The sequence below is a fragment of the Brevibacterium spongiae genome, from assembly GCF_026168515.1.
Taxonomy (GTDB): domain Bacteria; phylum Actinomycetota; class Actinomycetes; order Actinomycetales; family Brevibacteriaceae; genus Brevibacterium; species Brevibacterium spongiae.
In genome coordinates, this window is record NZ_CP093443.1 from 2605007 (window position 1) to 2627450 (window position 22444).

The following is a 22444-nucleotide window of genomic DNA, read 5'->3' on the forward strand; positions in this document are numbered from 1 at the left end:
TGTTTTCGGTGGCTCCCGGCCTGATCGGAAAGCTGGTCGATTGCTGCGGTCACGGATCTTCACGATTCTGCTGGGGATCTCCACGCTCTGTGCGTGGGGATCACTCGGCGAGATCGCCAAAGCCACCTTCCGGGATCGACCGATCGATTCACTGCTCTGGGTGATATTTGTGGTGGCGGCCGCCTCGGCGATGGTGGCCTGGGCTGTATTTCGGGCGCGCGGTGTCAGGCTCGAGGTCAGAAGCTTCATCGGCAGCGTTCCCCTGGGAGTCGTATTGCTGTGCTCGCTGGTGGGCGGGTTCGTTCTGCCGTCGCTGTTGGTCGGCGGAGCAGACCTCGTCGACGTGGCGGTCACCGCGGTCGTGGCCGCGGCGATCTGTGTCGCTGCGATGATCTACCTGCGCAGAACCTATTTCACTCCCCCGGACAGCCCGGAGGGGTTAGACGACGAATGACAGGGGTTGACCTTCAAGTCGGTTGAGACCGGACAATGTTCGAGTGACTGATTCTGACTTGATGCCGATCGGGACCTTCGCCCGAACAGTGGGTCTGACGGCGAGCGCGCTGCGATTCTACGACGATGCCGGCATCCTCCACCCCGACCATGTCGATGCCCAGACCGGATATCGTTTCTACAGTGAAGAACAGATAAACACAGCACATCGACTTCGGGAGCTTCGGGAGCTCGGAATGCCGCTGTCCGATGTCTCTCGGTTCTTCGCGGCCGCAACTGCATCCGACTCTGCGGAATCGCTACGGGTCCTGAATGACCATATGCGCAGGGTCTCAGCTGAAGGCGCGCGGTTGCAGCACGTAGCCGCACGCCTCACTGAGTCTCTGCGATCAGAGCCTTCGGCACCGCTGTGCGCTCTTCCCGGGCCCTTCTTCGCCGCAGCCGTCGACCAGCTTCTGGCGACTACAACGGACGATCCCAGGTTCCCCGTCCTCAACGGTGTTCGCCTCAGCGTTGAACCCGACGCGCTCATACTGGCGGCAACGGATCGCTACCGCTTCACCTGTCGCACCTTGGTACCGAGTCGCTCTGCGGATACGAAGTGGGCAGGCACCGTGTCCGGCGATGCTCTTCGGAACACTGTTTCGGCGATCCGCAGAAGCTCGACAGTGAATCTCGCGGCTGGAGACAACTTCGTGCACATCGTGCTCGAAGATGGCACCGTGAGCCTGTGCTCGCTGATCGATGAGCCTTTTCCGGATGCTCACGACTTCTTTGAGTCGCTGCCTACTGCAGTCCACCGCTGCATGATCGACCGCAGTCAGCTCTTGCGGACGATGGAACAACGGCCGCTGGAAAAGCTCGGTCTGCGACTCACCTCCAGTGGGGTACGGGTTGTGCCTCCCGATGACTTCGTCGATTTCGACGGTACACGTGATGGCTCTGAGCTCACATTGTGGTTTGAGCTGACGACGCTGCATCCGGCGGTGACCCATGCGCTAGGAAACGATCTCATCTTCGACGTCACTGCGTCGGACCAGCCAGTCGTCCTGCGCTCAGCTGATGACGGAGACTTCACCACTGTCCTCATGCCATGCCAGGCACCCGCCCACTGAGACAGACAGGAACAGACCACCATGACCTCGACACCAGCTACACCCGATCCGATGATGGAGACGATCGGACGAGCCGTCGAACTCGGGAGAGCAGGAGACGTCGACACCGCTCAGCGTCAGTTGATCGACCTCTGGCAGGATGCCGGTCCCTCCGGCGATCCCTTCCATCGCTGCACGCTCGCGCACTATCTCGCAGATCTTTACGATCACCCGGCTGAGGCACTCATCTGGGATATTCGTGCTCTCGATGCCGCCGCTTCACTCAGTGATGAACGCGCGCAGGCGCACCACCACTCTCTGCAGGTCGCCGGTTTCTACCCCAGCCTCCACCTCAATATCGCCGACAACCTCCGCCAGCTGAGTGCATTCGATGCCGCTCAGGAGCACATCTCACACGCCGAAGAACGCAGCGCCGCATTGACCGACGACGGCTACGGACGAATGATCCGCACAGCGATCAAAGAGGTTCGACTCGCCATCGACCGGGGCGAGACTGCCCGCCGGAGCTCTGCACCTGGTGGTTCATAGAACTACCGACCTCCGGGCGCTCACTACACGGAGGTACCGATGACGGACGCCGCTTGCTGACCAGTGTTATCAGTACGCCGGTGGGCGCTCAGGTGACTCGAACGGGTACCGTGCGCGGAAGTCATCAGCGATCTCGCCCATGGTCACGATCTTCACACCGTCGTGCCCGCCGATGTAGTCCAGCAGACGTTCGAGCATGAGCAGCACCTGCGGTCGTCCGGACACGTCCGGGTGGATGGTGATGGGGAAGATCGCATAGTCGAGTTCGCGGTAGACCCAATCGAACTGGTCACGCCACAGGGTCTCGATGTCGCGGGGATTGACGAAGCCGTGGCTGTTCGGGCTGCTCTTCACGAACAGCATCGGCGGCAGGTCGTCGACGTACCAGTTGGCGGCGATCTCGACGAGGTCGATTTCCTGACCGTGTTTGAGCGGCTTCATCCATGTTTCCGGCGACTGCGAATAGTCGATCGGCGTCCATTCGTCGCCGGCGATGGAGTAGTAAGGCACGAAGTCCTTGTGGCTTTGGCTGTGATCGTAGTCGAACCCGAACTTCTTCAGCAGCTCTGGTGTGTATGCGCTCAGCTCCCACCATGGAGCGACGTAGCCGCGAGGCTGGCTGCCCGTGAGGTTCGTGATGAGCTCGACGGATTTCTCCATGACGAGGTCTTCCTGGCGGTTCGTCATCGCAACGGGGTTCTCGTGGCTGTAGCCATGTGCGCCGATCTCATGTCCGTCGTCGTGCACCATCTTGCACTGGTCAGGGAAGGTCTCGAGCGAATGACCGGGAATGAACCAGCTTGCCTTGAGGTCGCGGCGCTTGAGCATCTTCAGCAGCCTGGGGACTCCGATTTCGCCGGCGAAGATGCCCCGTTGAATGTCCGAGGGAGAGTCTTCACCGCCGTAAGATCCGAGCCAGCCTGACACCGCGTCGATGTCGATTCCGAGTGAAACGAAAATCTCTTTGGCCATCGTTGCAACCTCCGTCAGATCGAGTGCGAGACCGCAGATTCACAGTGAGCGAATGCCACGATGCTGTGAGTCTTTCACCGAAGGCGGATCTGTGCAATGGGTTTCTCACCTGCAGTGAATAGGTGATTCACCGCGGATCAGTCACCCACACTCACTCCACGCTGATACCGAGTTCGCGGGCGAAGAGGTCCGCGAAGAGCATGAGCTGGGTGTCATCGATGGTCGCTCCCCGCAGCGAGTGCACCCCGGAGATCTTGTGGGGCTGCAGTCCCCGAATGTCGACGTTGCCGAGTATGGCGCCTTCGCACTGGAACACGCCGACGCTGCTGCCGGGAAACGCGACCCGACTGACCTTCGCACGGTCGAGATCGATCTCGTCGATCTTGCAGTCACGGAACTCGACATCAGTGAGCTTCGACCCCCGCAGGTTGAGGTACGAGATACGGCAGTTGGTGAACAGCACCTTCTCCCACACACTGTCATAGACGACACCGGCTCCGATCCGGGTGCCGTCAATTTCGGTGTGCAGCAGATTGCCCCGCGACATGGTCCACGTATCGGCACGGCCGTCACTGATCGTCGTCCCCGAGATCTTTGCTCCGGTGAGATTGATCGGAGCGTCCGCGTCACCGAGATTGACGTTCGACCATCGACAGTCAAGAAACGTCGATTGGGTGGCGTCCACCTCGGCGAGGTTGAGGTCGGTGAATTTCATTCCCTCGAGGAATTCTTCCGGACCGATATCGCCGAGGTAGCCCTGGGCAAGCTCTCCGAGGCTGATCTTCGGTGGTCGTGGGGTATCGATTGCCATGTGGCCACCCTAGTGGCTTCGGATGAAGCAGCTAAGGGTTTCAGGTTCGCCGCAATATGTCCTTCCACCCCACCCGTTTCTGTACAGAATCGGCATTCCAAAACGAGTCATGATCCGACGCGACTCCTTCTAAGAGTAACAACGCGTGCTTCACGGTCTAGTTCCGAGCCCACGACGGGAACTTGCTTCGAATCGTGGATCCAGACCGGTGCAATACCGGTATACGCGGCCAAATGACTATCCGGCTGGAACGCGTTGCAATCACTGCCTGCAAGAAAGGCCCGCGACGCGGGCTTAACGAAAGCTCTCGGCTTCAATCTAAAGGCCCGAAGATAAGGGACCTAAGTACTCAACCTAGGCGCCTGTCAAGGCAAAGAAGCAATATTGGCGCCACAATTTCAGGCAGCGGCGACAGGAAACGCTCCGACCGTACTCGATTGTTTGACGATGACGAGAACTCTGCGGAACTCGATCGACGACCTCGAGAGCGAGTCTCTAATCGCGATTCTGTTCCGGGCGAGGTGGTAGTCGAAGTCCCGCTCGTCTTCCGACCCAGTCCGCACCCGTGACGGGTGGTATCGCCCACGTCGAGGCCGAGCCACACGTCGTATTCGCAGTCCACTACAGCCTTCCTCGGCTGTCCATCCCAGTAGTCGTATCTCTGCAATCACCCTCGATGCTGAGACCCCCTACACGACGAGATCTCAAAAGTAGTGAGCCAAATCCTTATCAGTAATCGCCGCGTACAAGATTCTTGGCTGCCCCCGGATCATCCATGACAGGGCAAAATAGCCATACCGGGACAAGCGGCCAAGCAACATTCCCCGTGTCATAGTCCATACAGACGAGAATGTATATTTCCGGTGAGAATCCCGCCCTACCTCATGCAGCAGGGCGGGATGCCGTTCACAAAGTGGGAAAATAATCACCCGGCTAGGTGTTTATTTCCGAGCGACGCTTAATCCACGCCGCAAGAAATAATAGCACGATAAGAACCGGACAAACGATTGCCGCCAGCATCGAGCCAAACCCAATTTCTACCAGAAGCTCAGATCCCGCGAACCCGCCGCCGTCAGTGGAAAAGGTAATTAGTGCAATTCCGATGATCGCCAACACGCTGACAGAGAACAGTGTTATAAGAACAATAAGAGCTGGCTTGAATAGTTTCATTTTAACAGAATCCTTTGCCTATTACTTCCGGTTGCAGCGATCAAACGGGTTCGCGATCTGCTGCCACTTCTTAGTGGGCCGCCAAGACTCCATATTATACACTCCTGTCGGGAACCACGCTCCTACAACGTGACAGAGAAACTGCTGCTCGATATTGTAGTTCCAGTGCTTCTTAGTGTTCGTAGATCCAAGCACCTTCTTCGCATGCTTGACATGTGTTTTATGCGTGTTCAGGGCATTTTGCTTCCTTCCAAGCCTAGTAGGGTCCAGATTCACGACATACTTTTTGCCGGATTTTTTGGTAACCCAGCCCTTGTTGTACCAAACAGTTGAAGCATAAACATCGACGGACACGGGCTCCTTGATCTCATCATTTCCTGCCAAGAACTTCGGCGTTATCGTTTTACCTTCCACCGCCAGTTCGGAACGAACGGGTTGGCCATTGCTTGAGCGAGTAGCTTCAATTAGTATGCCGCCGACGATTTCTCCATTCGCGTCAGTCAACTGAATCGACTGATCACCTTGGTCATCTTCTACGACCTCGATTTCAGTTCCATCCTCGACTTCGGTACGCAGGGCGGCACCGCCCGGATCCACGCGGTTCAAAGCAAATTCGGCCCCTGTTCCGTTCTCAACAACCGCAGGGCGAGGATTGTGGCTGCCGCCCGGCGGCAGTGAAACGTTGAAACGCGAAACCGGCCCCTGAAGATTGAGTGAGCCCTTACTGATCTCCGCACTTGCTTCGACGTTGATAGGAGTTGGTTCCGGGACTTCCTGGGCCACAGCCCCAGACGCAACCTGGGCTGTTGAAACACTTGCCAGTAGTAGGGCTAGTGAAACCATCGCGATCGATCGAGACATTGTCCGGCTCATCGTTGCTCTCTGTGAATGATTGGTGCTGCTGATTGGACACTAGCTGGGCGGTCGAACGACTGAGGACCGACCGGCAGATACAAGCTATCAAGCGATTTCACGTTCCCGCATCCCTCAAAAGTACTAAATTTGACCTTTGGTCCTCAGCCGATATGTAGCAAGGTTCCCTCACTCGCCGATACAGATCACCCTTATCGCCCTGGCGGCATCCTGCTCTGCACTGCCGGGCAAGCAGTTCGTATTTCAACACAATCGAAGGTTCAACGACGTGACAGCAATTGTGCTCACTGTCACCGGACGCAGGCAATCGCCCAGTATAGGCATCTCACCTTGTTCAATTGGCGGAACATTCCTCTAGCCAGGTGTTCCAAAGATGAATATCACAGAAGTGCAAATGTTCTCCGATCGATTTGCGTCTGTATCCACGATCATTTGAGACGTCGTTTGCAGATGAACCTGCATGTCTACCTCCAGCCTGAAGAATGCGGCTGCGGACTACGCCCACTACAGCAACACTATGTGTGGTGCGTTTTCCCAGTCACCACGGCCGAGGGGGTCTCTATTAGCATTTGGTAGCAGAGCGGGTATCTTCATAGGTGGTCCTCGATCAGACCCACTAGCCCCGTGTCTGACCAGTCCACGCACCTGAATAGCGCAGGCTTTGGTCGGTAAACGATGGTGTAGCGCCAGGACTGTAGCTCCCCCACTAGACTGCAGACATGAAGCCACTGACAACGATCCTGTCATTGCCCGTCGCCGATCCGCAGTCCACAACAGCCTTCTACGCCGAAGGCCTCGGCCTGGAGACGGACGGCGTCGAGGACGGCATCGTCGCCTTCGAACTGCCCAACCTTTCGATCTTCTTCGTCGCCGCAGATGAGTACGGCCAGTACCTCGAACTCTCGGGTCAGCCCGGTTCAAAGAACCCGGTTCCCGGAGCAAGCATCATCTCCTGTGCGTTCGCCACTCGAGCCGAGATCGACGAGGTGCTCGACCGTGCAGTCGCCGCCGGCGGATCAGCCGACCCCGGCCAGGAGGTCGATGGTTCGTATATGGGCTACTTTGCCGACCTCGACGGCTACATCTGGGAACTCGTCGCCAATGAGCAGACGGCACGGGCCGCAACTGCGGCGGAGTAGTTCTTACGTACCTGGCGGACGGTCGCAGAGAGGTTTCGCGCGCCATGAACGCGAGGTCGTCCGCGTTTTAGCGGCCGCGGGAAGCTGAGAATCCTGCTGTCGCCGTTTTCGGGAGATCGACGAAGCCGAGTCTTTTCGCTGCCCACGCATAGACGAGATACTCCTTGATCAGAGCAATTGGCAATGTGATCGTGACCAGCATTTCCGGTACAGACGGAGAGGCAACAGTGCCGAAATCGAGTACCCAGAAAATACACGCAACACCCGAGAAGCACACTACTGACTCGATCGCTTCATTGAGATGATGGCTCCGCAGCGTCGTCAGAGACTTCGGCGCCTCGGCTAACTCAACCACGCTCGTCTCACCGCCTTGACTATTGCTGTTAAACGACCAGTTCACTTGCCATCACAGTAGCGCAGATCGCCGCGGAATTGAAACACTCCGCCGTTCAGCGAGCCAGTCGGGAGCACCTTCCCCAAACCACCGAGGCCGAAGCAGCCCGCTAGTCTCACATCCGCTGGTTGCGAGCGCTCTCGTAGATGCAGACCCCAGCAGCGGTGCCGAGGTTGAGACTCTCGGCCGAACCGTAGATCGGCACGGCAACTGACGAATCACACAACGACAGATCACCGGTGCTCATCCCCCACGCTTCGTTGCCGAAGACCCACGCGGTCCGTGCGGTGAGATCCAGCCCGGTGTCCCACGGGTGGTGGAGGTCGTGCGCCCCGTCGTTGGCATCGGCGGCCAGAACCTGCAGGCCGCGGGCTCGTGCAAGCTCGGTCACCTCGGACAGCCCCACACCTGTGACGACGGGAATATGGAAGAGAGAGCCGGCGGTCGAGCGCACCACCTTGTCGTTGTAGACATCGACCGACGACGACGTCAGCACCACGGCATCGGCACCTGCCGCATCGGCTAGGCGGATGATCGTGCCGGCATTGCCAGGATCGCGAACCTGCGACAGAACGACGACGAGCTGCGCTTCCTTGGTGAGCACCGAAGTCAGCTCCACGTCGAGGGTCTTGCACACGGCCACGACGCCCTGAGAGTTCACTGTCGTCGCAAGCTCGGTGAGGACTTCGGGGGTGACGGTGCTGCACTGGAGGCGCCCGTGCTTGGCCGAGGCCATGAACTCGGGATGCTCCTCCGCAGCCTCCTCGGTGATGAAGAGTTCGACGACGGAACCGCTGATCGCCAGAGCCTCACGCACGGCCTGCGGTCCTTCGACGAGGAACTGGCCCGTGGTCTTGCGGTCACGGCGTTTGAGCAGCTTCGCGGCGTTCTTGATCCGCTTCGACTGGGGCGAGGAGATGACGTCAGGGAGTTTCATGAAACCGTGTTCTCGATCCGTTCAGTGGTGAAGAGGCAGTACTGGAGACGATGCAGAGGCTGGGAACGCGCCCAGCCGAAAAGACCGACGGCCCCGAACCTGAAGTTCGGGGCCGTCGTCGATCACCGAGGCGATCGGTCAGTCACAAACGTGACCGAAGTCTTAAAGAGACGCTGCTCAGGCGGCGTCGGTCTTCGCTGCGTTGACGTCTGCAGGAAGAGCATCCTTGGCGACCTTGACCAGGTGCGCGAAGGTGGCCGAGTCGTTCACGGCGAGCTCGGCGAGCATGCGACGGTCGACCTCGACTCCAGCAGCCTTGAGGCCCTGGATGAAACGGTTGTAGGTCATACCGTTGGCGCGGGCGCCGGCGTTGATGCGCTGGATCCAGAGGCGACGGAAGTCACCCTTGCGCTTGCGACGGTCACGGTAGCTGTAGACCAGCGAGTGGATGACCTGTTCTTTGGCCTTGCGGTACAGGCGCGAACGCTGTCCGCGGTAGCCGCTTGCCCGGTCGAGGATGACCCGGCGCTTCTTGTGAGCATTGACCGCTCTCTTCACACGTGCCACGTGTTACTCCTTTGAAAAGTTCGTATCTGCCGGCGGTGCCGGACTCTGGTTCAAGCTGTGGGAGCCGTTGAACGGCTGCCCGGGGAGATCCCGGAGACGATCCGGGAAGGATTGACCCGAAAGGGGTCTCACCTGCCCTTGAGCTTGCCCAGAAGCTTGCGGGCCATGGCGCGGTCGCCGCCGGTGAGTTCCTGGTCGGTGGACACGCGGCGCTTACGAGCCGAGGACTTGCCCTCGAACTTGTGCTGGTTGTTCACGCCTTCACGCATGATCTTGCCACTGCCAGTCACGCGCATGCGCTTCTTGGCGCTGCTGTTCGTCTTCTGCTTCGGCATGGTGCCGTTCTCCTTTGCAATTCGTTGCCGGCGGCGACCGCCGGCAACTACTTCACACGCACAGACCAGGACGGGCCTGGTACGCGACGCTGTTTAATTTCTCACGCGTCCGGGTGAGCTGAGTTCTTCTCTGCAGCCACCCGATCGCGACGGGACTTCACCTCAGCGGACTTGCCCTTGGCACCAGCTGATGCCTTGCGAGCCTCCGCCTTGGCGTCAGACTTTGATTTGTGCGGGGCGATGACCATCACCATGTTGCGTCCGTCGACTCGCGGGGAGGATTCGACGGTGCCGAGTTCCGACACATCTTCGGCCAAGCGGTTGAGCAGCTTGATGCCCATTTCGGGGCGGGACTGCTCACGTCCGCGGAACATGATCATGACCTTGACCTTGTCGCCGCCTTCGAGGAAGCGGGTGACGTGGCCCTTCTTCGTCTCGTAATCGTGTTCGTCGATCTTGAGACGGAAGCGGATCTCCTTCAGCGCAGTGTTCGCCTGGTTCTTCCGGGCTTCTCTGGCCTTCTGAGCAGATTCGTATTTGAATTTTCCGTAGTCCATGAGCTTGGCTACGGGTGGCTTCGCCTGGGGGGCTACCTCGACGAGATCGAGATCTGCCTCACGGGCGAGATCGAGTGCCTTGCGAATGGCAACGATACCGACCTGTTCACCATTGGGTCCGACCAACCGGACCTCGGGAACCCGAATCCGGTCATTGATGCGCGTCTCGCTGATGTGTTCACTCCTTTTGCTCAAATGTGGTCGTGACAACGAAAAAGGCTCCCGTTGACACACATGCCAAGGGAGCCTGCACACACGAGCAGTACGGTCAACCGTACGTGTTCAGTGGATACACCTCGATCCGTACCCGATTCGGATAGCATCCGAGGGGCAGATCTTTGGACCCGATCACTCTTCGTGATCAAGGTGGGAGTCAGACTCCGCTTCGCACCAGCATCCAGTGTACTACGCTTCATGACTCTTCGCACATCGGGACCCTGGTGTGATCGTCACATTGATTTATATGTCAAGCTTATGGCATGAGTTCTGAAGAATCCGTTCCCGCCGAGGCGGTCGCCGAAGTCACCCGCGACATCGCCGAGGTTCCCGCCGTCGAGGTCATCACCTCCAGCGCCGTCCATCTCATGTCCGCTGCCGCAGTCAAGTGCGGCCTGGCCGAAGACGGACCCGATGGTGCCGGCTCCGACCTCAAGGACCTCGACGAGGCCCGCAAGCTCATCACCGCCCTGGCCGGTTTCGTCACCGGTGCCGCCACCGTGATCGGCGACCACCATGCCCGTCCGCTGCGTGATGGGCTGCGCAGCCTGCAGCTGGCCTTCCGCGAAGCCTCGGAGTTCCCCGACGCTCCCGGCGAAGGTCCGGGAGAGAAGTTCACCGGCCCCGTCCGCTGACCCCACTCCCCCAGCAACCGTTCAATCAGCGGCCCTCGATCATCGATCGGGGGCCGCTGTCGTCTCCTCATTCGCCGAGGCGGCCGATCACTCCGGACATCAGATCGTCCTCGACATCATCGAAGCCCGGCCCGAACTGACCGAACCGCAGACCGTTGATGAGCCCGATGACTGCAACCCAGATCGTGATCGTCTCGATGATGACGCCGTCGCCGTAGTCGAGGCCGAGCTCGTCGAGACCGTCCCGCAGGGGTTGCAGCGCGGCCGCATGAACTGTGCTGACATCGGTACGGCCGGCCACCTCGGCGCCGGCCTGAGACTCCGCCACGAGGTCGGCGAGCGTGACCATGATGCGGGTTCCCGGCACCACGGTCTCCGCACGCGGTGCCTCGTAGTCAGCGATCGGGGTGCCGTAGATGAGCGCCCACCGGTTCGGATGCCCCCGCGACCAGGCGAGCATCGTCAGCGCCAATGTCTCCACTGAGCGCCGATCAGCCAGGGCCCCATCGACGGCATCGGCGATCTGCGTGAAGGCGTCACGGATGAGGATCGTCAGCAGTTCATCGCGGCTCTTCACATAGCGGTACACCGCACTTGAGACGACGCCGAGTTCGCGAGCGATCGCCCGCAGCGACAGTCCGTCGACACCGGATTCGTCGATCATCCGATTGCCGATCGCAGTGATCTGCGCTTCGGTCTCGATGCGGGCGCGCTGCCGTGGAGTTTCAGTCATGGATCCACCCTACGATTCGAGAGCGTCGATAACAATAGTGAGCACTGCTCTTGAATTGCCGTCGACCGAAGTCTACTCTGATTTCAGAGAGCACTGCTCTCGTTTTAGCTGGTAGGTCATCAGGAAGGCAGTGGTCGGGTTGGCAGTCACCAGGACTGCAGCCATCAGCTGTCGCAGGCACAGGGAGGATTCGTCATGAAGCAGGCACTCGTCATCGGCAATGGGCAGATCGGTTCGGAGATCGCCGCTCAACTCACGGAATCGGGGGCGGACGTGCGCATCGCCACGCGCTCCGGCGGCCCGAGTCCATCACCTCAGCACATCAAATCACCTCAGCACATCAAGTCACCTACGCACATCAAGGCTGACGCGAGCGATCGCACGCAGCTAGCCGAGGCCGCCGCAGGGGTCGATGCGATCTTTGCGTGCGCCCACGCCCCGTATGACAGTCTCAAGTGGGAGCAGATCCTTCCTCGACTGGACGCGGCGATCCTCGACACCGCTGCCGATCTCGGCATCCCCGTCGTCTTCCCCGAGTCCGTCTACGCTTTCGCGGGTCTTGGAGTCCCACTGACCGAGGACTCGCCGTTCGCTCCGGTCGAGGACAAGGGGCGGATACGGCAGCGGCTCCTCGAGGCACGGGCGGCTCATCCGGCGACCTGCGCGAGCGTCATCGCCGGTGACCTGCTCGGCAGGAGTGCGGGGAAATGGTCGTCGGTGGTGCGCATGTGCATCACCGAGCCGATCTCCCATGGACGCCGAGCGTTGGTGCCTGCGCGCACGGATGTCCCTCACGGCATCACCGTCATCGCCGATCATGCGGCCGCAATGATTCGAGCCGTCGAGCACCTTGATGGCGTCCCCGCGGGTACGCATCAGCTGTTCATCGCCCCGGCTTCGAACCCGACCCTGGCCGAGATCGCGGACTTCACTTCGGACACACTCGGTCGTGCGCGCAGACGTCCGTTCTCGGTGCCGCGGTGGGCAACTCGAATTGCGGGGGTCGTCGAGCGGTCGTTCTATGAGCTGAATCAGCTCGCACCGATCTGGTACGAGCCGAGTGTCATCGCTCCCGGAGAATTGGCGGCAGAGGTCGGCACGACGGATTGGCGCGACGGCGTGAGGCAGATGCTCGGCACGCAGGCACTGCTGCAGCCTCTGGAGACAGACTCCGGTCTCCGGGGCACAGGGGCGGACCTGCGAGGCTCGACCGGAAACTGAGACTGCGACTGGCGGTGCCGGTCAGGCTTCGACGATGCGGATGGCCAGAGAGTCGATCTTCGCGACGAGTTCCTCATCGGCGGCGACGACTTCCTGGAAGCGACGCACCTCTTCCTGCGGCACTTCGGATTCGACGCCGAGGGTGATGCCCAGTTCCGGTCCTCCGAGGTGGACGGAGCTGCTGCCGGGGCTGACCCCCAGCTTGGCCAGCCAGGGGAAGGACTCGGCGATGGCACGCAGACGATGGGCCACCTCGGCGTCGGACCAGGACGGGGTCCACGGCTGGGACTGGACGAAGGCGAACATCGCGGGCCTGCGCAGCAGGAACGACGGCGCGGCGCCCGGGTCGAGGACGACGAGCTGGGATTCGGCCTCGATCGCGCCGAGCACGAGCCGCTCGGATTCGATCGGAACGGGTCGGGCGTCCGGGTGCCACGCGGTCAGCGGTGGGATTCCGGAGAACCCGGGAGTGCACTCGCGTCCGTCATCGGCCTGGAGGCGGACCATCGCCATCTCCGAGGAGTTGTCGGCCATGAGCCCATTGTCTCCGACCTCCTGGTCAACGACCATCGGCACGATCGGGGCGTAGAGCCGCACTCCGGACAGAGCGCCGATCACCTGCTGGTGTGCTGCAGGGTCCAGGGGCGATTGCGCGACCTGGTTCATCGCCTCGAGGAGTGCCGCGTCGGCCAGACCGGAGTCGCCGGAGAACGGGTTGGGTTTGAGGTCCCGACCGGCCCATGCCTGCCCGGCGGAGTCCGTGGGTCCACCGGTTCCGGCGTGAGCGTCTGCCGGTCCGTGGGTGTGGTCGTCTCCGTGCGAGTGCGTGCTCACCGGATCACCGTCCTGCGACGTCGAGGGCTTCTTCCAGGGTGAACTTGCCGGCGTAGAGGGCCTTGCCCACGATCGCGGAGTCGACGCCGAAGGGCACGAGCTCGCGCAGGGCGCGCAGGTCATCGAGGCTCGAGACACCTCCGGAGGCGACGATCGGGGCGTCGGTCTTCTCAGCCAGGGACTTGAGCAGTTCGACGTTCGGCCCCTGCAGGGTGCCGTCCTTGCGCACATCGGTGACGACGTAGCGGGAGCAGCCGGCAGCTTCGAGGGTGTTGAGGACTTCGTAGAGATCTCCTCCGTCCTTCGTCCAGCCGCGAGCTGCCAGGGTGGTGCCGCGCACGTCGAGGCCGATGGCGACCTGGTCGCCGAAGCGGGAGATCATCTCGGCGGTCCACTCCGGGTTCTCCAGAGCGGCGGTGCCGATGTTCACGCGCTCGGCACCGGTGTCGAGCGCGCGTTCGAGGCTCTCGGTGTCACGGATGCCGCCGGAGAGTTCGACCTTGATGCCGACGGCCTTGACGACCTGGTTGAGCAGGTCCGAGTTCGAACCGCGACCGAAGGCGGCGTCGAGGTCGACGAGGTGGATCCACTCCGCTCCCCTGTTCTCGAAGTCCTGAGCCGCGTCGATGGGTGAGCCGTAGTCGGTTTCGGTGCCGGCTTCACCCTGGACGAGGCGGACGGCCTTGCCGTCGGCGACGTCGACTGCGGGAAGGAGGACGAGCTTGTTCGGGGTGTCTGTCATTGTGACCTTTCTGCGAAAGATACCGGGGTTTCGGGCAATGCTAGTCGGTGGGCTCGGTCAGGAGCTGAGCGGGCCGGTAGAGAACGTGTCGAGCCAGTTGCGCAGCAGCCGCGCTCCCGCCTCGGCGGACTTCTCGGGATGGAACTGTGCGGCCCAGGTCGAGCCGTCCTCGACGGCGGCGATGAAGTCGCTGCCGTGACGGGCTGTCGTGACCGTGGTCCCGGCAGGTGCCTGCGTCGCAGCATAGGAGTGGACGAAGTAGAAGCGCTCATCGCGGATTCCGGCGAACATCTGCGAGTCCTCCGGAGCGCTGATCTTGGACCATCCCATATGCGGGACGACCGGGGCGTTGAGGCCGGTGACGGCGCCCTCCCACAGGCCGATTCCCTCGGTCTTCACCCCGTGTTCCTCACCGCGGGCGAAGAACACCTGCAGGCCCACGCAGATGCCCAGCAGGGGACGGCCCTGTTCGTGGCGGGCGCGGATGAGTTCGACGCCTCCCACGTTCTCAAGCCCTCGCATCACGGCGGAGAAGGCCCCCACGCCGGGGACGAGGAGTCCGTCGGAGTCGTTGATGACGTCATGATCGGCAGTCAGCGTCACCTCGGCGCCGGCGGCGGCGACCGCGCGCACGGCGGAGCGGACGTTGCCTGCCCCGTAGTCGAGGACCGCGACCGTCGTCATCGTTTCGCTCCCTTGCTCAGCACGGACCAGATCCTCCACAGCGAGAAGCCGAGGACGATGGCGCCGAAGACGGCGACGACCCAGGCGACGGTGTTGCCGCCAAGCCCGAGTGCGATTCCGAAGGCGGTGACGAGTCCGGCGAGGACGGCGACGATGATCCACAGCAGCGCGGTGCGGGCCACGGCGGCACGGCCCGGTGTCATGGTGGCGGCGGAGGCCTGCAGCTTCGTCATCGAGTTCGTCGGGATGCTGCCTTCGACGTCCTCGGCGGCGACGGTCTCGAGCAGGAGACCCTCGAGCACATCGGGCAGGTTCTTCAGTGCCAGGCCCGCGGGAACATCGGATTCGCGGTTGCCGTGACGATAGTGACCGGCGTCGATCTGCTCTTCGCTGCGGACGAGGAGGAGGACCTCATGCTTGCCCGCGAGCTTCGAGATCGCGGCGGCCGCCTCGTTGCCGGCCTGCACATCGGTGTCGGACAGGACGATCCCGGTGAACTCGCCGATCGGAACGATGGTGCCGTTGATGTTCGACAGCACGCAGGCCGCGGCCAGCTGCTGGGCGACCCCGAATGGGGTCACGACGACGGTGGTGCTCACAGGACTCCCTTGGTGCTGGGAACGGAATTGCTGCGGGGGTCTTCTTCTACGGCTTCGCGCAGGGCACGGGCGAAGGCCTTGAACTGGGCTTCGACGATGTGGTGCGGGTCGCGGCCGCGCACGAGGTCGAGGTGGACGGTCAGTCCTCCGTGGAAGGCGATGGATTCGAGCGAGTGGGAGGTCATCGACCCGGTGAAGTGCCCGCCGATGAGGTGGTACTGCTGGCCTTCGGGTTCGCCTTCGTGGACGAAGTAGGGGCGACCGGAGACGTCGACGACGCACTGGGTTAGAGCCTCGTCGAGGGGGACGGCGGCGAAGCCATAGCGGCGGATGCCGACCTTGTCGCCGAGCGCTTCGCGCAGGGTCTGACCGAGCACGATCGAGGTGTCCTCGACCGTGTGGTGGACGTCGATGTGCGTATCGCCGGTGGCGGTGACGTCGAGGTCGATCATCGAGTGCTTCGACAGGGCAGTGAGCATATGGTCGAAGAACGGCACGCTGGTCGAGATGTTCGAAGTGCCGGTGCCGTCGAGATTGACGGACACGGACACCGTGGACTCAGACGTGGTGCGTGAGTTCTGGGCCTGCCTCATGGGGTGCCTTTCGTCGGGGCGGAGGATGACGGGGGTGTGGATGTTGGTCGTTCGGCGAGGATGTCCGGGGACTCCGCGAGGATGTCGTCGATCGCGGTCAGGAACGCGTCGGTCTCCTCTTCGGTGCCGGCATTGACTCGGGCGTGGCCGGCGATGCCGATGTCGCGGACGAGCACACCGCGGTCGAGCAGCTTCTGCCACAGGTCTGCCGGTGAGGAGATGTTGCCGAAGAGCACGAAGTTCGAATCGCTGTCGTGGACGGTGAAGCCCGCGGCGGCGAGGTGGGTCGACATCCGGTTGCGGGAGTCGATGAGTCTGTCGACGTTGCCCAGCAGCACGTCTGCGTGTTCGAGTGCGGTGCAGGCGAGGACCTGCGTGATCTCGGACAGGTGGTAGGGCAGTCGGACGAGGCGGAGGGTGTCGATGAGTTCGGGAGCGGCGATCGCGTAGCCCAAGCGCAGTCCCGCGCAGGCGAAGGCCTTGCTCATGGTGCGGGAGACGACGAGGCGGGGGCGCCCTTCCAGCAGGGTCATCGCCGATGACTTGGCCGGGCGGGAGAATTCCGCATAGGCCTCATCAACGATGACGATGCCCGAACAGTTCTCGTAAGCGGCTTCGATGACGTCGAGTCCGATCGAGGTGCCTGTCGGGTTGTTCGGGGTGCAGAGGAAGACGATGTCGGGGTTGGCCGCAGCGACCTCAGCGGCGACGGTCTCGGCGTCGAGGGTGAAGTCGTCCTTGCGGTCGACGTGCTGCCACTGTGCGCCGGTGCCCGTCGTGATGAGCGGGTGCATCGAGTACGAAGGGGTGAAACCGAGCACTGTGCGCCCGGGCCCGCCGAAGGCCTGGACGATGTGGCTGAGGACTTCGTTCGACCCGTTCGCCGCCCAGATCATCGAAGGATCGAGCGCGACGGTGTCTCCTGCGCGTTCGTTGACCCCATTCAGGTAGGTGACGAAGTGTTCGCGCAGTGCGGTGAACTCACGATCCGGATAGCGATTGAGTCCGGCGAAGTGATCATTGACGGCAGCGCGCATGCTGTCGACGACGACCCCGGGGAGAGGATAGGCGTTCTCATTGACGTTGAGCTGGACCGGCACGTCGAGGTGCGGAGCCCCATAGGGCTTGAGTCCGGCAAGGTCAGAACGCACTGGCAGAGATTCGATATTTCCCACGCGAACAGTCTACCGAGACACGGCAGCTGACCGGGCGGCGGGTCGGGCCGCGAGACGCACCGAGGCGGCTCTGTCAGGCCACGGCCTCCGACCACCCCACCGCAGAGTATCCGGCAGTCCCTCGATCACATGGTCGACAGCCTCACCGTCGGGGTGGCCAGCGACCTCATCGTCGGGTGACCGGCCGAACCCGGCCGGCCCTCAGCGGACGGGGACGTCGAGGGTCTGGCCGGGGTGGACGGTCGGGGTCGACAGATGGTTGATCTCGACGATATCGGCCACGACATCGCGGGTGTCGCGGTCGATCCCGAGGTTCGAGGCCACGGTCCACAGGGACTCGCCCTCACCGACGACGACCGCCTCGGCGTCGATGCCGATGCTGTCAGATTCCGGTTCGGCGACCGCCGCGGCCGAGAACGACTGGGTGGCGAGGAGGAGCGCTCCGCCGATGACGACGAGAGCAATGAGCAGGGTCCGAAGAAGGCGAACCGCCTGGCGTCCACGAGTGGTCAGGCGCAGCCCGGTGTTCTGTGCAGACATCGCATTACCTCTTTCATTCGTACGATTCCACCAGTAATCGGTAGAACGTCTGTTCTATTCAACATGCCAATCGAACAAATGTCCAGTCCAACTCGAACATCTATGCGACAATGAGAGGGAACCAGCGTTGTTGATTGGTCTGTCAGAACCATCTCAGTCGGCACTGACACGAGATTCTCCGCAGCGGAGTTCAGGGTGATCAGCGGCAGGGAATAGAACGAAGGGGAACGAGCAATGGTTCAGAACAAACGAGGCAGAGGACGGCCTCGCAACGAAGATGTTGCCAGCGAGATCGCTGCCGCCCGCAGCGACGACGAAGAGATCCAGATCCCTGAGGGTTCGACCGGCGAAGGCGACTTCCGCCTCACCCCACGCCAGCGTCTCGTGCTCGAGACCATCGAACGTGCCGTCGTGACCAACGGCTACCCGCCGAGCATGCGTGAGATCGGCAAGGCCGCCGGACTCGCCTCACTCTCGAGCGTCGCCCACCAGCTCTCCCAACTCGAACGTCTCGGCTACGTTCGTCGCGACCCGAAGCGCCCGCGCGCCATCGAGGTCGTCAATCCGTTCGAAGAGGAAGAGGCGGAGCGCGCGAAGTACGAGGAGCTTGCCAACAACACTGTGCAGGTTCCCGTCGTCGGACGCATCGCCGCCGGTGGTCCGATCCTGGCCGAACAGGAAGTCGACGACGTCTTCTCGCTGCCGACCCAGGTCGTCGGCTCGGGTGAGATGTTCCTGCTCAAGGTCGTCGGTGATTCGATGATCGAAGCCGCCATCTGCCACGACGACTGGGTGGTCGTGCGCAAGCAGCACACCGCGGACAACGGTCAGATCGTCGCCGCCCTGCTCGACGGCGAGGCGACGGTGAAGACGCTCAAGCGCAAGGCCGGCGAGCAGTGGCTGATGCCGCAGAACGAGAACTACGAACCGATCGACGGCACCTACGCGCAGATCATGGGTCTCGTCGTCGCGGTCATCCGCCGCCTCTGATCAAGGGCCTGTGCCGCTGATCGGAGACCCGACGCCTCTGATCGGCAACCAGCCGCCTGTGATTAGAACCCTGCGCCGCTGAGCACAAGCACCCACGACAGACAACGCCCGCGACCATCTCGGTCGCGGGCGTTGTCGTCAGTCTTCGTCGGTTTCGGTCAGCCCTCATCGGTTTCGGCGAGACGGGCCAGGCTGGTGCGGACGAGCTGAGCGTTTGTCGTCGGCCACATCCGCGGCATCGAGTTGACGAGGAATCCGGCGTACCGCGCCGAGCGCAGCCGTGAGTCGAGCACTGCCACCACTCCCCTGTCATCGGTCGAACGGATGAGACGCCCGGCCCCCTGTGCCAATCGCAGAGCGGCATGAGTGGCGGACACGGCCATGAAACCGTTGACTCCGCGCTGATCGGCGTCCCTGGCGCGGGCCTGCATGAGCGGGTCGTCGGGGCGCGGGAACGGCAGCCGGTCGATGATGACCAACCGGTTCGTCCGGCCCGGCACGTCGACGCCCTGCCACAGCGACATGGTGCCGAAGAGGCACGTCTGGTCGTCGGCGGTGAACTGGGAGACGAGGGCAGGCAGACCGTCGTCGCCTTGGAGAAGGATCGGGAAGTCGACCTTGTTCCGCAGGTGTTCGGCCGCGGCATTCGCCGCCGCGCGGGAGGAGAAGAGTCCCAGCGCCCCGCCGTTCGAGGCCTTGACGAGTTCCTCGAGTTCGGTGAGAGCCTCCTCGCTCAGCCCGCTGCGTCCGGGCTTGGGCAGGTGGGAGGCGACGTAGAGGATGCCCTGCTTCCCATAGTCGAAGGGTGAGCCGACGTCGAGGCTGTCCCACTTCGGAGCATCGGGTCCGAAGAGTCCCAAGGACGCTGCGACCGCATCGAAGTTCCCGCCCAGGGACAAGGTCGCCGAGGTGGCCACGACGGTGGATTCCTCGAAGATCCCATTGCGCATGGTTCCGGCTACGCTCAGGGGTGCAACGACGAGGTTCGTCGTCTCCTTCTCTCGGAAGGTCGAGCGTGACAGCCAGATGACGTCGTTCTTGCCCGGCTCGCAGAAGCGTTCGGCGAGTTCGAAGATCTCCTGACAGCGGGCCTTGGCCATCTGCCGGCCGGCGTCGGCGTCTTCGGTCTTGCCGCCGATGTCGTTGATGATCTGCCGCGCGGAGTCACGGATCTGCGCCAATGCCAGGCCGAGTGCCTCGCTCATGTGGAGGATGAGGCCTTCGGGCACCGAGGACTGGGCCCGTTCGAGGGCGGCTGCTGCGGAGTCGAGGAGAGCCACGACGCCGTCCTGGACGGTTGTATGTTTGCGCACCGAGCTCGTCGCGGCCGAGAGCATGGATGTATTGATCTGCCCGGACAGGGCGCTGGTCACCCGGTCTTTGAGTTCGTGGGCCTCGTCGATGATGATGACGTCGTGTTCGGGCAGCACGTTCGATTCGCCGAAGGCATCGATGGCCAGCAGGGCATGGTTGGTCACGACGATGTCCGCCTCGGCGGCTTTGTTCCGGGCGATCTCGGCGAAGCATTCGGTGAACAGGGGGCAGTTCGAGCCGAGGCAGTCGAAGGCGTTGACCGACACCTGTGACCAGGCGCGGTCACTGACGCCGGGCAGGAGGTCATCGCGGTCGCCGGTATCGGTGGTCTTCTCCCAGGTGCGGATCCGCTGGATCTCCTCCCCCAGGCCCGAACGTTCGGTGGGTCTGCGACCCGCCTCGGCGTCGGCACCGAGGTCGAAGAGCATCCCCTCACCTTCGTCGGGGTAGCCGCCGGAGAGCTTGTGCTTGCACACATAGTTCCGGCGTCCCTTGAGCAGCGCCGCCCGCGGCAGCGGATCGAGGTCCTTCTTCACAGCCTTGAACAGACGCGGGAGATCACGGTGGATGATCTGCGTCTGCAGAGCCAGGGTCGCCGTCGAGACGACGACCTTCCCGCCGGTGCGGGTGACGTACTCGGCCGCGGGCACGAGGTAGGCCAGGGACTTTCCCGTTCCGGTGCCGGCCTGCACAAGGAGGTGGATGCCCTTGTCCACCGCCGAAGCGACCGCTTGGGCCATCTCCTGCTGACCTTCACGCGGCGATCCGCCGATGGCCCCGACGGCGGATTCGAGGAGGTCGTCGACGGCTTTCACTCGTCGATGACCAGGTCCGGACGCTGGAATTCACGCAGCTCATCGACGATTTCAGCGGGCACCTTCACCTGCAGGCTCGTGCCTTCGACTCCGTGGGATTCGTGTTCGACGGTGCCCAGGGCGTAGATCTTCGAGACGAGGTCACCGCGGTCATAGGGAATGAGCACCGTCATGTCGATGTCCGGGGCGGGAAGCCTCGATTCGATGGCGTCGACGAGGTCGTCGATGCCCTCCTTCGTCACGGCGGAGACGAACTGCGCGTCGGGGTACTCCGCGCGCAGACCGGTGATCACGGCCTCCTCGGCGAGGTCTGACTTGTTGAACACGAGGAGTTCGGGGATGTCCCCGGTCTCGACATCCTTGAGGACATCGCGGACCGCGTGGATCTGCCCGTGCGGGTCCGGGTGGGAGGCGTCGACGACGTGGAGGAGCAGGTCCGAACCGGCGGCCTCCTCCAGGGTCGAGCGGAAGGCTTCGACGAGCTGGTGGGGCAGGTTGCGGACGAAGCCGACGGTGTCCGTGTAGGTGAAGGTGATGCCGTCGGCGGTCTTCGCCTGACGCACGGTCGGGTCGAGGGTGGCGAACAGCGCGTTCTGCACCATCACCTCGGCGTCGGTGAGCCTGTTGAGCAGGGAGGATTTGCCCGCGTTCGTGTATCCGACGATCGCGACGGACGGCACATGGTGGCGGGCGCGGTTCTTCCGCTTCGTCTCACGCGACGGCGCCATGGCGTTGATCTCGCGGCGCAGCTTGGACATGCGGGTGCGGATGCGGCGGCGATCGAGTTCGATCTTCGTCTCACCGGGGCCGCGGGAGCCGATTCCGGCACCGCCGGCGACACGTCCACCGGCCTGCCTCGACAACGACTCACCCCAACCGCGCAGACGCGGCAGCAGGTATTCGAGTTGGGCCAGTTCGACCTGGGCCTTGCCTTCGCGGGATTTCGCGTGCTGGGCGAAGATGTCGAGGATGAGGGCGACGCGGTCGACGACCTTGACCTTGATGACGTCCTCGAGCCCGCGCCTCTGGCTGGGGGCGAGTTCGGAGTCGATGATCACGGTGTCGGCGCCGACAGCGGCGACGACCTCGGCGAGCTCGGCGGCTTTGCCCTTGCCGAGGTAGGTGCCCGGGTCCGGTTTGTCACGTCGTTGGATGAGGGCGTCGAGGACCTCGGAACCGGCGGTCTCGGCCAGTGCGGCGAGTTCGCGGATCGAGTTCTCGGCTTCGGCCTGGGTGGTGTTCCAGATGCCGGCGAGCACGACGCGTTCGAGTCGGACCTGCCGGTATTCGACCTCGGTGATGTCTTCGAGTTCGGTGGAGAGTCCGGCCACACGGGTGAGCGCCGCCCGCTCGGCGAGGTCGAACTGGTCGTCCTCGTGGGTGGTGTTGTGGTCGTCCAGGGCTTGGGCGCCTCGGGAGAGCACACGGTCGAGCATCGCGTTGCGACGCTCCTTGTCTTCAGACGTCATTCATTCCTTTGTTCTCTGCCGCCCGCACGAGAC

Annotated in this window: 26 protein-coding genes; 7 read left to right on the top strand and 19 right to left on the bottom strand. The window is 62.6% G+C overall.

Annotation, left to right across the window (positions count from 1 at the left end; genetic code table 11):
• Positions 1-40 precede the first annotated feature (40 nt).
• The 3 genes from L1F31_RS11650 to L1F31_RS11660 are packed head-to-tail and all read left to right on the top strand — an operon-like array spanning position 41 to position 2096.
• Complete coding sequence (locus L1F31_RS11650) at positions 41-454, top strand: hypothetical protein (RefSeq protein WP_265417452.1); 414 nt, start codon at positions 41-43, stop codon at positions 452-454.
• Between the two features lie 43 nt (positions 455-497).
• A complete protein-coding gene (locus L1F31_RS11655) occupies positions 498-1568 on the top strand; it encodes a DNA polymerase III subunit beta family protein (protein ID WP_265417453.1) in 1071 nt (356 codons plus the stop codon).
• A gap of 21 nt (positions 1569-1589) precedes the next feature.
• Positions 1590-2096 (top strand): hypothetical protein, encoded by a 507-nt coding sequence (locus L1F31_RS11660; protein WP_265417454.1) that lies wholly within the window; start codon positions 1590-1592, stop codon positions 2094-2096.
• 69 nt (positions 2097-2165) lie between these two features.
• Here the strand turns inward: L1F31_RS11660 and L1F31_RS11665 are convergent, their stop codons facing one another.
• The 4 genes from L1F31_RS11665 to L1F31_RS11680 all read right to left on the bottom strand — a co-directional run bounded on the left by L1F31_RS11665 (position 2166) and on the right by L1F31_RS11680 (position 5832).
• Complete coding sequence (locus tag L1F31_RS11665) at positions 2166-3068, bottom strand: polysaccharide deacetylase family protein (protein ID WP_265417455.1); 903 nt, start codon at positions 3066-3068, stop codon at positions 2166-2168.
• 151 nt (positions 3069-3219) lie between these two features.
• Positions 3220-3879, bottom strand: coding sequence for a pentapeptide repeat-containing protein (locus L1F31_RS11670; protein ID WP_265417456.1), 660 nt, complete (start codon positions 3877-3879; stop codon positions 3220-3222).
• 933 nt (positions 3880-4812) lie between these two features.
• Positions 4813-5049, bottom strand: a complete 237-nt coding sequence (locus L1F31_RS11675; RefSeq protein WP_265417457.1) for a hypothetical protein — start codon at positions 5047-5049, stop codon at positions 4813-4815.
• Positions 5050-5070: 21 nt separating this feature from the next.
• Entirely contained in the window at positions 5071-5832 is a 762-nt protein-coding gene (locus L1F31_RS11680) for a DUF2599 domain-containing protein (protein ID WP_265417458.1), read from the bottom strand.
• Between the two features lie 809 nt (positions 5833-6641).
• On the opposite strand from L1F31_RS11680, the gene L1F31_RS11685 reads away from it, so the two are divergent.
• Positions 6642-7061, top strand: a complete 420-nt coding sequence (locus tag L1F31_RS11685) for a VOC family protein (RefSeq protein ID WP_265417459.1) — start codon at positions 6642-6644, stop codon at positions 7059-7061.
• A gap of 67 nt (positions 7062-7128) precedes the next feature.
• Here L1F31_RS11685 and L1F31_RS11690 read toward each other — a convergent pair whose 3' ends face one another.
• From L1F31_RS11690 to infC, 5 genes are all read right to left on the bottom strand, one after another.
• Positions 7129-7461, bottom strand: a complete 333-nt coding sequence (locus L1F31_RS11690; RefSeq protein ID WP_265417460.1) for a hypothetical protein — start codon at positions 7459-7461, stop codon at positions 7129-7131.
• Positions 7462-7570: 109 nt separating this feature from the next.
• Positions 7571-8392, bottom strand: coding sequence for a TrmH family RNA methyltransferase (locus tag L1F31_RS11695; RefSeq protein WP_265417461.1), 822 nt, complete (start codon positions 8390-8392; stop codon positions 7571-7573).
• Between the two features lie 177 nt (positions 8393-8569).
• Complete coding sequence (gene rplT, locus L1F31_RS11700; protein WP_025779787.1) at positions 8570-8959, bottom strand: 50S ribosomal protein L20; 390 nt, start codon at positions 8957-8959, stop codon at positions 8570-8572.
• A 128-nt stretch (positions 8960-9087) separates the two neighbouring features.
• Complete coding sequence (gene rpmI / locus L1F31_RS11705) at positions 9088-9294, bottom strand: 50S ribosomal protein L35 (RefSeq protein WP_039206667.1); 207 nt, start codon at positions 9292-9294, stop codon at positions 9088-9090.
• A 101-nt stretch (positions 9295-9395) separates the two neighbouring features.
• Positions 9396-10046, bottom strand: a complete 651-nt coding sequence (gene infC / locus L1F31_RS11710) for a translation initiation factor IF-3 (RefSeq protein ID WP_265417462.1) — start codon at positions 10044-10046, stop codon at positions 9396-9398.
• A 284-nt stretch (positions 10047-10330) separates the two neighbouring features.
• On the opposite strand from infC, the gene L1F31_RS11715 reads away from it, so the two are divergent.
• Positions 10331-10702, top strand: coding sequence for a DUF1844 domain-containing protein (locus L1F31_RS11715; protein WP_265417463.1), 372 nt, complete (start codon positions 10331-10333; stop codon positions 10700-10702).
• A 67-nt stretch (positions 10703-10769) separates the two neighbouring features.
• Here L1F31_RS11715 and L1F31_RS11720 read toward each other — a convergent pair whose 3' ends face one another.
• The gene (locus L1F31_RS11720; RefSeq protein WP_265417464.1) at positions 10770-11435 is read right to left on the bottom strand and encodes a TetR/AcrR family transcriptional regulator; all 666 of its coding nucleotides are present in this window, start codon (positions 11433-11435) and stop codon (positions 10770-10772) included.
• Between the two features lie 195 nt (positions 11436-11630).
• Between L1F31_RS11720 and L1F31_RS11725 the strand changes: the two genes are divergently transcribed.
• Positions 11631-12656, top strand: coding sequence for an NAD(P)H-binding protein (locus tag L1F31_RS11725; protein ID WP_265417465.1), 1026 nt, complete (start codon positions 11631-11633; stop codon positions 12654-12656).
• 21 nt (positions 12657-12677) lie between these two features.
• Here the strand turns inward: L1F31_RS11725 and L1F31_RS11730 are convergent, their stop codons facing one another.
• The 7 genes from L1F31_RS11730 to L1F31_RS11760 all read right to left on the bottom strand — a co-directional run bounded on the left by L1F31_RS11730 (position 12678) and on the right by L1F31_RS11760 (position 17823).
• Positions 12678-13490, bottom strand: a complete 813-nt coding sequence (locus L1F31_RS11730) for an SseB family protein (protein WP_265417466.1) — start codon at positions 13488-13490, stop codon at positions 12678-12680.
• A 4-nt stretch (positions 13491-13494) separates the two neighbouring features.
• Positions 13495-14232, bottom strand: a complete 738-nt coding sequence (priA, locus tag L1F31_RS11735) for a bifunctional 1-(5-phosphoribosyl)-5-((5-phosphoribosylamino)methylideneamino)imidazole-4-carboxamide isomerase/phosphoribosylanthranilate isomerase PriA (RefSeq protein ID WP_265417467.1) — start codon at positions 14230-14232, stop codon at positions 13495-13497.
• Between the two features lie 57 nt (positions 14233-14289).
• The gene (hisH, locus tag L1F31_RS11740) at positions 14290-14916 is read right to left on the bottom strand and encodes an imidazole glycerol phosphate synthase subunit HisH (RefSeq protein ID WP_265417468.1); all 627 of its coding nucleotides are present in this window, start codon (positions 14914-14916) and stop codon (positions 14290-14292) included.
• Entirely contained in the window at positions 14913-15515 is a 603-nt protein-coding gene (locus L1F31_RS11745) for a hypothetical protein (protein WP_265417469.1), read from the bottom strand. The genes hisH and L1F31_RS11745 overlap by 4 nt, the downstream gene beginning before the upstream one ends.
• Positions 15512-16108 (bottom strand): imidazoleglycerol-phosphate dehydratase HisB, encoded by a 597-nt coding sequence (gene hisB, locus L1F31_RS11750; RefSeq protein WP_265417470.1) that lies wholly within the window; start codon positions 16106-16108, stop codon positions 15512-15514. Before hisB ends, L1F31_RS11745 begins: the two co-directional genes overlap by 4 nt.
• Complete coding sequence (locus L1F31_RS11755) at positions 16105-17283, bottom strand: histidinol-phosphate transaminase (protein ID WP_265417471.1); 1179 nt, start codon at positions 17281-17283, stop codon at positions 16105-16107. The genes hisB and L1F31_RS11755 overlap by 4 nt, the downstream gene beginning before the upstream one ends.
• 201 nt (positions 17284-17484) lie before the next feature.
• Positions 17485-17823 (bottom strand): LysM peptidoglycan-binding domain-containing protein, encoded by a 339-nt coding sequence (locus tag L1F31_RS11760; protein ID WP_265417472.1) that lies wholly within the window; start codon positions 17821-17823, stop codon positions 17485-17487.
• A 234-nt stretch (positions 17824-18057) separates the two neighbouring features.
• On the opposite strand from L1F31_RS11760, the gene lexA reads away from it, so the two are divergent.
• Positions 18058-18813 (top strand): transcriptional repressor LexA, encoded by a 756-nt coding sequence (gene lexA, locus L1F31_RS11765; RefSeq protein WP_265417473.1) that lies wholly within the window; start codon positions 18058-18060, stop codon positions 18811-18813.
• 158 nt (positions 18814-18971) lie between these two features.
• Here the strand turns inward: lexA and L1F31_RS11770 are convergent, their stop codons facing one another.
• Both L1F31_RS11770 and hflX read right to left on the bottom strand, forming a co-directional pair.
• Entirely contained in the window at positions 18972-20942 is a 1971-nt protein-coding gene (locus tag L1F31_RS11770; RefSeq protein ID WP_265417474.1) for an ATP-dependent DNA helicase, read from the bottom strand.
• Positions 20939-22411 (bottom strand): GTPase HflX, encoded by a 1473-nt coding sequence (gene hflX / locus L1F31_RS11775; protein WP_265417475.1) that lies wholly within the window; start codon positions 22409-22411, stop codon positions 20939-20941. The genes L1F31_RS11770 and hflX overlap by 4 nt, the downstream gene beginning before the upstream one ends.
• Between the last annotated feature and the right edge of the window lie 33 nt (positions 22412-22444).